This is a genomic window from Nonomuraea fuscirosea, from assembly GCF_035917475.1.
GTDB lineage: Bacteria > Actinomycetota > Actinomycetes > Streptosporangiales > Streptosporangiaceae > Nonomuraea > Nonomuraea fuscirosea.
This window is the reverse complement of the sequence record NZ_CP109074.1, coordinates 6,536,810-6,549,484: the sequence shown is the minus strand read 5'-3', so window position 1 is coordinate 6,549,484 and position 12,675 is coordinate 6,536,810. Positions and strand designations below refer to the sequence as shown.

Below are 12,675 nucleotides of genomic sequence, written 5' to 3'. Positions count from 1 at the left end.
TACCACCAGGCAGTGGGCGAGCAGGGGGAGGAGCAGCGCAGGCCCCGCCGCGTTCGCCGAAGCGTGGAAGAGTCACCTGGCCGCGCTGTCGGCCCAAGACGCCGTGGAGTTGTCGGGCCGGGTCGACCGATCGCTGCCGCCGGTCGACGCCCGGTTCAGCCGGGCGGTTCCGCCAGCGGCTCCGGCCGGGTCCAACCGGACCAGCCACGCTCGCGCATCAGGTCCAGCAGCCGCGGGTTGGACTCGGCGACAAGGGCGTCGACAAGGTCGAACGCCAGATCGTGGTGTGTCATCTCGCCGGAGGTGTATGCCTGCTCGGCCAGGCCTGCCAGGATGTCGGCGGCTTCCTCCAGCCGCGGGTCGTCGCCTGTGTCGCTTTCCAAGGTCTCCGACAGGATCCGATAGAGGCGAACGAGTTGCGGGTCATGAAGCTGCGCGAGTTTCCCGGGCATGACCTCGTGGATGTGATCGGGCCAGCGTGCCGCAAACAGGATCCACCCGTCCCGCTCATGCTCAACGCCCCGCTCTGACACCCCGATCTCGCGAAGTCGATCGAGAAAGGCCACCACGCTCGGCGGGAGCGCCAGACTGTCCCCGGAAGCGAGCTGCGCGATCTGCTTGCGGCTGGCCTCCAGCCGTTCAATCTCCTCGCGCAGGTGGCTGTCGATCCTTTGGGTCGCTTCGGTAAAGGCCGATGCGTCGGCTTCGAGCATCTGACCGATCTGAGACAGCGGCACGCCCGCGCCGGCGAGGGCGTGGATCTTGATGAGGGACACGACCGCTGTTGCGCCATACCGCCGGTAACCCGAGGCATCCCGCTCAGGCTCGGGCAGGAGTCCGATCTGGTGATAGTGCCGCACCGCCCGCACCGTGACGCCGGCATAGGCCGCCAGTTGACCAATCGTCAGCATGCTCTGATCCTGCTCTCAAACTCGCCCACGGTGGAGACGGTGAGGTGTAGACCTCTGGCTTCGCGCCGACGGCTATCAGAATTCTTCCGTGCGGGATTCACCGTGATGGCGGCGTCTTCAGTTCCCCTCGTGGTCGAGAGCGGCGACCTCGCGTACGGCCTCGGCGATGGCGCGATAGTCCTTACGCAGGATCGAACCGTGGTTGCTGGCGACTTTAGCGCTGATTTGGATGTTCGGATTGCGGGCGGTCACCGCAGGGAGGCTGGCGCGTGTCTGTTCGTGCCCGCCCTGGCTTCCGAAGGACTCCCCAGAAGCGACCACGTAGCGCGCCGGGACGGCGATGCTGTCCAGCACGGGGCCCAGGTCACGCTCGCGGGCGATCTTGCCGAGCTCGATGTTGCTGTCTGCCAGCTGGTCGGCGGACATCCGTGGAGCCATACCGAACGGGCGCAGCAGCTGCATGGGCCACCAGATCCGCTTCCATAGCTTGCGCATCCCCGGTTCCATGGACTCGTCGAACCAGTCGTAGGGCTGCGCGCCCTCCACCAAGACCGCGCCCACGGTACGGGCCGGATTCCGGCTGGCCCAGTGCGCCGCGACAAACGCTCCATAGGACCAGCCCACCACCACCGCCCGGGCCACACCCCGGGCTGCGAGGACAGCATCGACATCTCGGATGTTCGTCTCGAACGAACAATCCGCCGAACGCTGCGACCTACCACGCCCCCGCATGTCGTAGGTGATATGCCGCCACTGCGTCCCCAACTCGGCAAGGACCCGCCGCCATTGCCACTGAACGGCGGCATGGCCGTTGAGGTAGATCACGGGGACACCGTCGCCGGCGGCGTCGGTGACGGCTAAAGCCGTATCGTCCACTGGGACCATGCCGGTCCAGGGGGATCGCTTGATGGTCATGGTCTCCCGTTCTCAGAGATGAGGTTCAGAAGACACGCACGTGGCCATCTCGAAGCCCATGCCGCGCAACACGCGCAGTTCCTGGTACGACTTCTCCAGGTGCGCACGTGGATCGCCCGCCCCTGGCCCCGATTGCTTGTGCGAGGGCTGCTCATGACAGCCAGCATGGAGGGCTGACGCAGCGTCAAGGTCAAGCCCCAGGGCAGATTCGATTCGCCTGTGTACGCCGATCGTCCGGAACCCGGCGCCGTCCTGCCAGGGGCGCACCGCCCCTATTACGATCATGAAGCTAGTCCGGGTTGCCCGCCTCCGGAGCTTGCGCAGCGCCGCCGAGCGAAAGGCGCTTGGCCACATCCAGCCGTACCTCGCCGTAGGGCTGGACGTGCTGCCAGAACAGCGGGGTCAGCCCGCGCCGGTCGGCGGGTTTGAGCAGCTCAGCACATTCAGGGTCGGCCAGGACGTCCTGCAGCATCAAGGTATTGATGCACACGAGCGCGGCCGGGAAAATGCGCAGGCACAACACGCTCATCTCCAGCTCCTCACGCCGGTTGGTGGCGATGTCACCGCCCTTGCCGTAGAAGATCACCGAATTCGCTCCGTTGGAGGACTCCACCACGTTGAGCCCTTCCTGGATCTCTTGCTGGAGCTCGCGCAGGCGCAGATAGCGGGCCACGAAGATGGTCTTCTGCGCGCGGCCGACCTCCAGCATGGCCTGGTGGTGGGGTGGGAGGCGGAGTCGGTGAACCGGCGCAGGATGGCCTCGGTGGACGCAGCGTTCTGCTTGATCGCGGTTGCGTATTTGATCATCTGGTGGTAGTTCTGCTCGATCAGGTCCCAGCGGATCGGCCGGGTCATCGCCGGCGTCAGCCGCGGGTACAGGTCGCTTCAGCCGTTCGAGGACCGGCACGCTGGCGGCGGCGATCTCGTTGAGCTCGATGTCACTTCGGGGTGCTCGTCGGCGCTCATCCGCGCGGCCAGGCCCAGCCTGGCGGCGATCGGGATGAACAACCGCATGCGCCGCAACAGCTTGCGGATTCGCTCCGCGCCGGCCTCGCCAGTCAGACTGACCGGGAAGGCGCCGACCGTGACCAGGCCGGCGAGGCGGTCCGGGTTCCGGTCCGCCCAGTGCCTTCCCAGGACCCCGCCGTAGAACCAGCCCACCATGGCCAGCGCCGTGTCATCTTCGGGGTATGCGCCGAAGTTCATCGATGCCCTCGCCAGCGCTCGCCGCGCGGACGGGGGACTGGCGACTGCTGGTGAAGACGTCCACCGGGACGCGGCGGTGACGGGGGTGAAATGAAGGGTTCATGAGGCCCCAGAACGGGCTGGAGGCGCCGATCGCGACGGCCGTGACCTCGTCGGCTCCGCGGTGCATCAGTCGACTACCGCACGGGCCGATTCAGATTATCGAGGCGCCGGTGTTCTGGTCCGCCAACATGTGCAGTCGCCGATCAAGAAGGAGAGAGTGTCACTTCTCGGCCGTGCCGGGTTCCCCGCTGATGGACTCCTGGTAGACCTCAGCGAAGGTGCGCGAGTCCTTGATCAGCTCGTCTGCGAAGGCGGCGACGTCGTCGCCGATGAGCTCCAGGGCTCCTGTGCCGGCTGCGACACCCTCCTCGAAGAACTCGAGGAGGCCCGTGAGCAGGGACCCGTCGGCCAGGCCGATCGGGCCGACCTTGAAGTAGTACCTCTGGATCTCCTTGTAGACGATCTCGTAGTCGGGCGGAAGCGCCTTGACCCGGGCCATGTGCGCCCGCCACTGCTTCTTGCCTTTGATGATGTCTTGGATGCCCATGTCAGCCTCCCAGCCGGCCCAGTTGCTTCGCGACGTTCCTGTTCAGCTGTCGGCGCCACCGATCACGGAAGGTGCGGGCGCCTTCCGCGCCGGCCAGCGCCGCGCAGAACCCCGCGATGTCGTCACCCAGCACGTCCTCGATGCTTTGCCCGTCGGCCGCCGTCTCCTCCAGCAGCCCCAGAGCGCCGTCGAGGATCGGCATCAGGTTGCGGCCCGTGAAGTCCCCGTAGAGGAAGAGGTGGCCGATAATCTGCTCCCACGCCGCCCGGTAGTCGTCCGGCAGCGTCGCCGCCCGAGCCTCGAACGCCTTCCATTCCCTGTTGAGATCGTTGCCTGTGACGGTGTCCCAGAACTTCATCTCTCGCTCTCCCTGAGCTTGTCGAGCCGTGAGGTGATGTAGTTCCACTTCGCCCAGAACGTCGCGAGCTCCGCGCGCCCCGCGTCATTGAGCGCGTAGAACTTGCGCGGCGGACCCTGCTCGGACGGTCGTCTCGTCACCTGGACGAGGCTCTTCTTCTCCAGGCGCAGCAAGATGGTGTAGACCGTCCCCTCGACGACGTCGGCGAAGCCGAGCTCGTTCAGCCGGCGCGTGATGGCGTACCCGTAGGTCTCCTCGCTGCCAATGATTTCGAGCACGCAGCCTTCGAGCGTGCCCTTCAGCATCTCCGTCAGGTCGTCCATCACAGGTCCTTCTTGGTCCACCCGGTACTCTGTACCCCCGAGTTCCACTACACAGTATCACAGAGTAGAGAAGCGCGTCCCACATCAATGATCTGGATCTGGGCGTCTGGGGCGGTTGAATCGCTGCTCGACCGGCGCTACCACTTCACCCACTGAAGAAGGTTGGCGGGCGAACACCGCGCCAGGCAAGGCGTCGGGCGGTTCCCACACGAGGGCGTCATGCGAAATAGCCGCTGGCGGCAGGCAGGGCCAACGCGACGATGACCAGAAGTGAGCCAACCGTCGCCAGGATGAGGCGCGCGGCGATCATGCCCCGGAGCCAGGAAGGGTACGCCCCCGCAGCGGCATCGACGAATGCTTCGACGTCCAGCCGCGCAGGCTGGGGTCATCCGACTTGTGGAAGGCCGCCTTGATGTATCGCGTCGTGAACACCTCGCCGGGCATGATCACGCACCCGAGTACGAAGATGACCGCCTGGAAGATCCAGGACAGGATCCGGCCGGTGCCACTTCCGCTCAGGTTGAGTAAGGCGAGCGCCGCCAGGCACACCCCAATGGACATCGCGAGGACGGCGCTGGCCCGGCTTGCTCCGACGGCACTCCCGCCTCGGCCAACTCAGCCCGATCGCCTACGAGATGGTGGCAGCTAGTCTGAGGCCTGCCGCCTGAAATTGGTGTTCGCGTTCATGGGGGAAGCCCCCCCTCAAGGACTTGAACACGTTCTTCTTCTGCATCTCGGTCGTGCCGCCGGCGATGCGCACGGCGACGGCGTCGCGCAGGTAGCGCTCGATGACGCCGGCACGGTCGTAGCCGGCGTGGCCGAAGATCTGGATGAGTTCCGTGGCGGCCCGCACCAGCCCTTCCGACGCGGTGAGCTTGGTGCATGAGGCACGGACGCTGAAACCGGGATCGTGATCGATGAGTGCGGCGGCCGTGGAGTATGCGAGCCATCGGCTGCTCTCCATGGTCACTTTCATGTCCACGAGCTTGTCCTGTATCAACTGGTGTTCACTGATGGGAACGCCGAAGGCCCACCGTGTCTGCACGCGGTGCATGGCGTGCGCGATCATCGCTTCGAGCTGGGTGCCCGCGACGATGCCGTACATGAGCCGGTCGAACGCCAGGAATGAGTACAGAGTGGTCAGGCCGTCGCCGACGGCTCCGATCACTCGATCGGCCGGCACGGTGACGTGGTCCAGGCTGATCGACCCGGTGGGGCTGGTTCGCTGGCCGAGCAGATCCTCGGGCTGTCCCGTGGTCACGCCGTCATCCGCCGCGTCGACGATGAACAGGGTGATGTCGCGCTTACCGAGCTCGGGAACCCGGCCACGATGAGGATGGTGTCGGCGACCGGCGCGTTGGTGATGTGCGCCTTGTGACCGGACAGCAGATAGCCGTCGCCGGCCGCGACGGCGCTGGTGGCGATCGCGGCCACATGGGAGCCACCCGCCGGTTCGGTCGCGGCGGTGGCTCCTATCTGGCCGTTCATGAGGCCAGGCAGCAGATCGCCTCGCTGGTCAGGGGTCCCGTGGTCGAGCAGTACCTGGATGAGGCCCGCGTGGGCGACGGCGGACAGGACGAACCCGCAGTCGTCCGCGCCGAGGGCGAGGCCCTCGAACCCGGCGAGGAAGTCCCACATGTCTCCTCCCTCGCCGCCGTAGTGCCGGGGGATGTGACCGGTCCAGAAGTTATCCGCAGCCAGTTCCTTCCAGATCTGGCGGTCGAAGGTGCCCTCACGGTCGCGGGTCGCGCTGCCGGGGGCGATGGCGCTGGCGGCGAAGCCGTGCCTGATGTGGGTTCCATCCGAGTCGCATGGCGTTCCTTCCTTGTTTGTTCGGGTGTGCTCAGATCTGGGCGAGTACGGAGGCGGAGGCGTCGACGAAGTCGTGAATGTCCTGGTCGCGGGTGGCGGTGGAGACGCAGCCCATACCGCGAGGGGCGATGATGAAGCCGTGGTTGAGAAGACCTAGGAAGAATGCCTGCTGCATCTTGGGGTCGACACGGCGGGTGTCGCGGAAGGTGGTCACGACGCCTGCGCCGATGTGGATGTTGAACAGGGACGCGTACCCGGTGACGTGGGCGGGAAGGCCGTCACGGTCGATCCGGCGGGTGAGTTCGCTGCGCAGGCGCGCACCCTTCGCGGCGAGGCCGAGATGGGCGAGCGGCGACAGCCGGCGCATCGTCACCAGGCCGGCGGCCAGGCTGCAGGCGTTGCCGGTGAAGGTTCCTCCCTGATAGAGGCGGGGGCCCCCGGCGCGGGCGTCGTAAACGTCGGTGCCGCCTTGGGGTTCAAGCTGCCGCATCAGGTCATCGCGTCCGCCGTAGGCGCCGATGGGGAGCCCGCCGCCGATCACCTTGCCCATGACGGTCAGGTCGGGGGTGACCTCGTAGTTGGCCTGCGCGCCTCCGGATGAGACGCGCAGCGTGATGACCTCGTCGAAGATCAGCACGATCCCTAGAGCCGTGCAGGCCTCCCGCAGCGCCCGCAGGTATTCCTTCTTGGCGGGGATAACGCCGCCGACGCCGAGGATGGGCTCCACGATCACGGCCGCTACGCGCGAGCTGTGGGCTCGCAGCAGTGCGACGGCCGCGTCCCCGTCGTTGAATGGCAGCACCAGGACGCGTTGGTCGCATCCGGCGGGGAGACCGGCCATGTCCGGCGTCGCGGTCGGGGCGTGCGACGGCCCCCATGACTCGGGGTGGGGGCGGACGCTGACGAGCGCGTCGTCGTGGGTTCCGTGATAGCCGCCTTCGACCTTGGCGATGAGGTTGCGTCCGGTGTGGGCGCGGGCCAGGCGCATCGCGAACATCGCGGCTTCGGTGCCAGAGCCGGTGAAGCGGAGTCGTTGCAACGAGGGGACCCGTGCCCGCAGGAGCTCCGCCAGCTCGCTCTCCTGCGGTGTGGCGAAGGAGAAGCTGGTCCCGCCCCTGGCCGCACGGCAGACGGCGTCGACGACCTCGGGGTCGGCGTGCCCCAGGACAAGAGCGGTGTAGTTGTTCAGCATGTCGACATACACCCGGCCGTCGACATCGGTCACCTGCGTGCCGCTGCCCCGGACGAGGTACACCGGGTGCGGCGACCAGGAGTTGAGGCTGCGGGTCGCACCGGCGGGGATGGAGGTGACGGCTCGTTCATGCTGCCGTCGCGAGTTCGGCGTTTGCTCGGCGTAGGAGATGTCGAGGGGGGAGGTCATGACGTGATTCCTTCCGAAACGGGCTGAAACTGGTCGCGGGGGACCCAGGTCATCAGGGCGCTACCCCAGGTCATGCCGCCGCCGAAGGCGAGGAGCAAGACGGAGTCGCCGCCCTGGACACGTCCCGAGCGGACCGCGGCGTCGAGGGTGACGGGGACGGAGGCCGCACCGGTGTTCCCATAGCGGTCACCGCTGATGGCGAGCTGGTCGGGCAGCAGGCCCGCCTTCTTCGCGCAGTCGTGGAGGAGCCGGACGTTCGCCTGATGGGGCACGACAAGGGTCAGCTCGCTCATGGTCAGCTGAGACCGCTCCAGCACGTCGTTGAGCATCCGCTTGAAGATGGCCTCGACGAAGGTGCGTACGGCTCGGCCGTCCATTTTGAAGAAGTGGTCACCGTCACGCAGGGTCTCGGCGGACGCGGGCCGGCGGCTTCCACCTGCCGGAACGCGTACGCAGTGGGCCTTGGCACCGTCGGCGCCCAGTTCGATATCGGTGATGCCCAGCCCGGCCGAAGCCCGTGACAGGACGACCGCGCCCGCCCCGTCGCCGAACAGGCTCGCGGTGCGCGAGTCGGTGTAGTCGAGGATGCGCGAGTAGACGTCCGCCCCGATGACCAGCGCGTGGCGAAGCCGCGGGTTGGTCAGCATCATCGAGCGGGCGACCGCCAGGGCGTACACGAACCCCGTGCAGACGGCGTCGACGTCGAATGCCGCACAACCGCCGATACGGAGATTGGCCTGCACGATGCAGGCGGTGGCCGGCATCGGCTTGTCCGGTGTGGAGGTCGCGACGATGATCAGGTCGATGTCGTCCGCCTGTAGCCGTGCGGCGCGCATGGCTCGCCGCGCGGCGGCTGTGGCGAGGTCCGATGTCGCTTCGCTGTCGGCGGCGACGCGCCGTTCACGGATTCCGGTTCGCTCCTCGATCCACTCGGGGGCGACGTGCATGCGATCCGAGAGCTCGGCGTTGGACACGACGGTCGTCGGCAGGCAGGCACCGGTTCCGGCGATGGCGACGCGATGGTTCGCGGGCGCGGCACGTTCACGATTTCGGTTCATGCTTCTCCCTAGGGATGCCGTCGGCGTTGTGGCGTCACACGCCGATGTGCTGGGGCGGGTCCTCGGCGACAGGGGCCGGGGGTATCGCGGCTGTGGCGCGTCGCCCGCTGCTCGCGGCCGCCCCGATGACGGAGGCGCAGACGAGCGCGACACCGATGATCTGCAGCGGCGACAGGTCTTCCGCGAAGACCAGGAACGCCAGCACGCTGGTGACGACCGGCTCGGCGCTGGAGACTGCCGCCGAAGGGGCGGCGCCCAGCAGCCGAAGACCGGCGAAGAAGGCGATGATGGCGATGAGCGTGGAGACGACGGCGGTCGCCACAGCCGCCGACCAACCGGCGAGGTCGCCCGGGAAGGACGGAGCGTGGGCCAGACACGCGCCGGCGTAGACCCCGGTCGCGGCCAGGCAGACGGTGGTGGTCGAGGTGAGCGGGCTGGCCGCGCCCGACAGATGGCTGCCCGCCAGGATGTAGCCCGTGTAGATGACCGCCGCGGCGACCGCGAGTGCGATGCCGAGAAGATCGCCCTCCAGCGTCGGGCTGGCGACCAGCGCGACGCCCAGAGTCGCCATGCCAGTGGCCGCGAGCGTGAGCAAGGGAGGCACGCGGCGGGCCAGGACGGCGCCGCAGATGGCCACCAGCACCGGGTAGGTGTAGAAGAGGACCGCTACCAGACCTGCTGGTATCCGCGTCAACGCGGTGAAATAGGTCAATGACTGCCCGACGTAGCCGACCGCGCCCATCAGCACCAGGAGGCGCAGGTCCCGCCCGCGCGGCCATGGGGTCGATGTGATCGCCATCAGCGCCGTGAGGGCGATCGCGGCGACGCTGAAGCGGGTGAGCAGCACACCGTGAACGTCGGCGCCGCTGTCATAGGCGATCCTCGCGAAGATCGCCATGGTGCCGAAGGACACGGCGGAGCCGAGGATGAGAAGCACTCCGGTCGCGGTACGCCGGGGCAGGACCGGGGCGGTCATCGCGATTCCCCGCCCGGGTGCGCCGTCCGGCGTGGTGAGCAGGCGCCTCGCGCCGCCTCAGGCCACGTGCTTCAAGGATCGATACGGCCGTCGGGACGGCTCTGATTGCGCCGCGCCTTGCGCTCTTCGGCTCTGATGCCGGTGGGGCTGAGCTTCATGGTGGAACCACATCCCGTCTCCTTGAGCTTCCCTCCAATCGGAGTAACCTGTCAAGTAGCGAGAACGGTGACGGCGTAGATGGGGTGTCCATAATGACGAGCGAGCAGAGGGGTAAGCCCGACGTGGCTCCGGATGGCTTGGAGACGCTCCGGCTCTTTCTCAATACGCGAGATCTGGAAGCCGGCCTCGAAGAGTTCGACGAGGTCGGCTCTCTGACGAGGTGGCTCCGCGAACACGAACTTCTCGGCCACGACGAGACCGTGGCTCATGACGACGTCCTGCGGACCCGCGAGCTACGTGAGGCGATCCGCTCCCTGCTGAGCGAGCGCTCCGAGCCCGGCCGCGCCGCCCGCGCCGCGCAGTCCTTCAACGCGGCCGCCCAGTCGGCCGCCCCGCTGCAGGTCGAGATCTCCCCGGACGCGACCGTCACGTTGGTCGCGACCCGCTCTGGGGCACCTCGCGCGCTGGGCCGCATCGTCGCCGCCGTCGCCGGGCACGCGGGAACCCCTGCCTGGGAACGCCTCAAGGTCTGTGACAACCGTGCCTGCCAATGGGCCTTCTACGATCACGCCAGAAACAAGACCGGCCGCTGGTGCGACATGGCCACCTGCGGAAACAAGGCCAAAGCGAGGAGCTATCGGCAGCGGCGATCCGACACGGTGACGGCCGGCGTCGCCTTCGATCCGGGTGGCCGCCCCGGTTCGCCCCAGATCGGCTGACCGGCCTGCGTCGGCGGGGGTTGCTGAGCGAGCGGCGAATCAGCGGGGCTGTCGGTGACGATCAGGGCCCAGTCGTAGCGCCGTTCACCCTTGGCGCCAGGGCCGCAGGACAGGCGCTGCCATCCGGATCGGGGAACCTTGCCGGCGGTCACGTCGGCGCGGATCTTGCCGACGCCGGTGGTGATCTGATGGGCACGGGAGACCGCGAGCCCTGCAGGTCGCCGGTGAGGAATTCGAGGCTGAGGAGTGGCTATCGTCATCGCGTCGAGGGAAGAACGCACCACCGGGAGGGTTCTCGCCGCTTGTTCCCGGCTTGCCTAGCAGCCGACGGTCTAGTGGTCGGTGATGAGGGCGTCCAGGGCGGCTTGCTTGTCGGCTTCGGTGGGGTCGTCGTTGATGCCGCAGGCCTCGCCGAGGCCGGTGATGTCGCGGGCGGCGCGGTCGCTGAGGCGGCCGCCGCGCTGGTTGAGGAACACCGCGGTGGTGCCGGCGCCCTTCCAGCCAGTGCGGGCCTGCAGCCAGTCGGTGAGGGCTTGGCGCAGGTCGGGGTGGAGGGGCAGGTGGCGGATCTTGCCGCCGTCGCGGCCCTTGCCGCGGACGCGCAATTCGCCCTTGCGGGCTGAGAGGCGGACGTCGGCCAGGTCGAGGCCGACGACTTCGGATATGCGTAGCCCGGCGAAGTAGGGCGAGGGCTTTGTCGCGGGGGCCGGCGGCGAGCTGGACGTAGCGGCGGGCGCCTGTACCGCTTCATAACTCATTGCGTGGTGCTTGATCTGCGGTTTTGACCTCCACAGGCCCTACGGGCAAGATCGCAGTTCGTGTCGGTTCGTCTGTTGTATCTGACCTTGATCCGGGTGTTCGGCTGGCTGGTGTTGCTGGGGCGTGGCCAGGCGTTCAAGGATGTCGAGATCATGGTGCTCCGCCATGAGGTTGCGGTGTTGCAGCGTCAGGTTGTGCGGCCGAAGCCGGACTGGGCCGATGGAGTGTTCTTGGCGGCCTTGGCCCGTGTCCTGCCGTCGGTGCTGCGCGCTCCTCGGCTGGTCACCCCAGGTACCCTCTTGGCCTGGCATCGTCGTTTGATCAAACGCTCCTGGACCTACCCCCGCCGCGCCGGCCGTCCCGGAACCAGCAAAGAGGTCCGGGATCTGGTCCTGCGCCTGGCCCGTGAGAACCCAAGGTGGGGGTACCGGCGGGTCCACGGTGAACTGGTTCGGCTCGGTTTGCAGGTCAGTGCGGCGGCCGTGCGGCGGATCCTGCGTTCACGCCGGCACAGTCCGGCGCCACGAACCTTCGACACCTCTTGGCGGACGTTTCTACGGCTGCAAGCGAAGGGACTGCTCGCCTGTGACTTCTTCCACGTCGACACGGTCTTCGCCTAGCTGTTCCGAAGAAGCACCAGCTCAGACCACATGCACGAGTTTTGAAGCGGTACAGGCCTCGCTCATGCTGGCCGCCGGGGTCGATCTGAAGGTCGTGCAGGAGACCCTCGGCCACGTGTCCTCCACCTTCACCCGCGACACCTACACCAGCGTCTACCCGGAAGTGGCCCGCGCCGCCGCGGAATCCACCGCCGCCCTCGTCAACACCGCAGCCGCAGGCGCGCACACCGCGCGGCTGATCACCCTGCCGAACCACACCGGCGACGCCACCACCTGAGCCACCGAACCCGCAGGCCCGCCGACTCGTCGGCGGGCCTGCGTTTTGTCCGCAGCGCCGTACAGGTGATGCAGCCGATCAATCCCCAGCCCATCCGGCAAGCGGGGCCGAGGGGATCACCTGCGAGAAGCAGCGGATCTTTTATCTGCTGGTCAGAAATGCCTGGTGAGCACGGCGAGGTGGCTTGGACGAGACTTGACCGCGCATGAGGCCATCGCTGACCAGCGGCGTCCGTGCAGGTCCTTCTGGCTTGATCTTCTGATGGTCGTCATCGGGGTCTGAACTGACGATGGCGGTCTAAATGATCTACCGCCGTACACGGTCCGTACACAAGAGCAACCACCGAGCAACCAACCATGATCAACAACGAACATCGGAGGTCGGCGAGAACGGAGAAACCCCAGGTCGAACGCGATTTTGGAGAGTAGGGCGGGTGGGACTTGAACCCACGACCCACGGATTATGAGGCAGAGCATCATCGCTACAGCGGTGTGCCTCTGACCTGGGAAATCCTTGATCGTCTACAAGGCGAGCACTCATTCCGGGGAAGTATTGGGGGACGATCAAGGCTGAGGGGCACTCAGGCCGTTCTCTACTGCCACCCTAGGTCTA

At 67.2% G+C, this 12,675-nt stretch carries 16 protein-coding genes and 2 pseudogenes; 3 read left to right on the top strand and 15 right to left on the bottom strand.

The genetic code is table 11. From position 1 onward, the window contains the following. Window positions 1-155: 155 nt before the first annotated feature. The 13 genes and pseudogenes from OIE67_RS30015 to OIE67_RS29955 form a co-directional block, all read right to left on the bottom strand. Entirely contained in the window at window positions 156-911 is a 756-nt protein-coding gene (locus OIE67_RS30015) for a MerR family transcriptional regulator (RefSeq protein ID WP_326626707.1), read from the bottom strand. A gap of 117 nt (window positions 912-1,028) precedes the next feature. Next, on the bottom strand, window positions 1,029-1,826 hold the full coding sequence (locus tag OIE67_RS30010) for an alpha/beta fold hydrolase (RefSeq protein ID WP_326626705.1): 798 nt from the start codon (window positions 1,824-1,826) through the stop codon (window positions 1,029-1,031). Between the two features lie 289 nt (window positions 1,827-2,115). Then, a pseudogene (locus OIE67_RS30005) lies at window positions 2,116-2,708 on the bottom strand (Tn3 family transposase); the annotation flags it as partial. 3 nt (window positions 2,709-2,711) lie between these two features. Further along, window positions 2,712-3,032, bottom strand: coding sequence for an alpha/beta hydrolase family protein (locus OIE67_RS30000; protein ID WP_326626703.1), 321 nt, complete (start codon window positions 3,030-3,032; stop codon window positions 2,712-2,714). Between the two features lie 262 nt (window positions 3,033-3,294). After that, entirely contained in the window at window positions 3,295-3,621 is a 327-nt protein-coding gene (locus OIE67_RS29995; protein WP_326626701.1) for a DUF1048 domain-containing protein, read from the bottom strand. 1 nt (window position 3,622) lies between these two features. Beyond that, window positions 3,623-3,979 (bottom strand): DUF1048 domain-containing protein, encoded by a 357-nt coding sequence (locus OIE67_RS29990; protein ID WP_106242327.1) that lies wholly within the window; start codon window positions 3,977-3,979, stop codon window positions 3,623-3,625. Then, complete coding sequence (locus OIE67_RS29985; RefSeq protein ID WP_106242330.1) at window positions 3,976-4,302, bottom strand: PadR family transcriptional regulator; 327 nt, start codon at window positions 4,300-4,302, stop codon at window positions 3,976-3,978. The genes OIE67_RS29990 and OIE67_RS29985 overlap by 4 nt, the downstream gene beginning before the upstream one ends. Before the next feature lie 306 nt (window positions 4,303-4,608). Beyond that, entirely contained in the window at window positions 4,609-4,863 is a 255-nt protein-coding gene (locus tag OIE67_RS29980; protein WP_326626697.1) for a hypothetical protein, read from the bottom strand. Window positions 4,864-4,930: 67 nt separating this feature from the next. Beyond that, window positions 4,931-5,563 (bottom strand): acyl-CoA dehydrogenase family protein, encoded by a 633-nt coding sequence (locus OIE67_RS29975; RefSeq protein ID WP_326626695.1) that lies wholly within the window; start codon window positions 5,561-5,563, stop codon window positions 4,931-4,933. Beyond that, window positions 5,560-6,093, bottom strand: a complete 534-nt coding sequence (locus tag OIE67_RS29970) for an acyl-CoA dehydrogenase family protein (protein WP_326645518.1) — start codon at window positions 6,091-6,093, stop codon at window positions 5,560-5,562. Before OIE67_RS29970 ends, OIE67_RS29975 begins: the two co-directional genes overlap by 4 nt. 52 nt (window positions 6,094-6,145) lie before the next feature. Further along, entirely contained in the window at window positions 6,146-7,495 is a 1,350-nt protein-coding gene (locus OIE67_RS29965; RefSeq protein ID WP_326626693.1) for an aspartate aminotransferase family protein, read from the bottom strand. Next, on the bottom strand, window positions 7,492-8,553 hold the full coding sequence (locus tag OIE67_RS29960; protein ID WP_326626691.1) for a 3-oxoacyl-ACP synthase III family protein: 1,062 nt from the start codon (window positions 8,551-8,553) through the stop codon (window positions 7,492-7,494). Before OIE67_RS29960 ends, OIE67_RS29965 begins: the two co-directional genes overlap by 4 nt. Window positions 8,554-8,587: 34 nt before the next feature. Further along, window positions 8,588-9,529 (bottom strand): DMT family transporter, encoded by a 942-nt coding sequence (locus OIE67_RS29955; protein WP_326626689.1) that lies wholly within the window; start codon window positions 9,527-9,529, stop codon window positions 8,588-8,590. A 251-nt stretch (window positions 9,530-9,780) separates the two neighbouring features. On the opposite strand from OIE67_RS29955, the gene OIE67_RS29950 reads away from it, so the two are divergent. Next, window positions 9,781-10,407 (top strand): CGNR zinc finger domain-containing protein, encoded by a 627-nt coding sequence (locus tag OIE67_RS29950; protein ID WP_326626686.1) that lies wholly within the window; start codon window positions 9,781-9,783, stop codon window positions 10,405-10,407. A gap of 44 nt (window positions 10,408-10,451) precedes the next feature. Here the strand turns inward: OIE67_RS29950 and OIE67_RS55785 are convergent. After that, a pseudogene (locus OIE67_RS55785) lies at window positions 10,452-10,616 on the bottom strand (IS701 family transposase); the annotation flags it as partial. A gap of 123 nt (window positions 10,617-10,739) precedes the next feature. After that, window positions 10,740-11,165, bottom strand: a complete 426-nt coding sequence (locus OIE67_RS29940; protein ID WP_326626684.1) for a site-specific integrase — start codon at window positions 11,163-11,165, stop codon at window positions 10,740-10,742. A gap of 60 nt (window positions 11,166-11,225) precedes the next feature. On the opposite strand from OIE67_RS29940, the gene OIE67_RS29935 reads away from it, so the two are divergent. Beyond that, the gene (locus tag OIE67_RS29935) at window positions 11,226-11,786 is read left to right on the top strand and encodes a helix-turn-helix domain-containing protein (RefSeq protein ID WP_326626682.1); all 561 of its coding nucleotides are present in this window, start codon (window positions 11,226-11,228) and stop codon (window positions 11,784-11,786) included. A gap of 64 nt (window positions 11,787-11,850) precedes the next feature. Then, entirely contained in the window at window positions 11,851-12,063 is a 213-nt protein-coding gene (locus tag OIE67_RS29930) for a hypothetical protein (protein WP_326626680.1), read from the top strand. The last annotated feature ends 612 nt before the right edge of the window (window positions 12,064-12,675 follow it).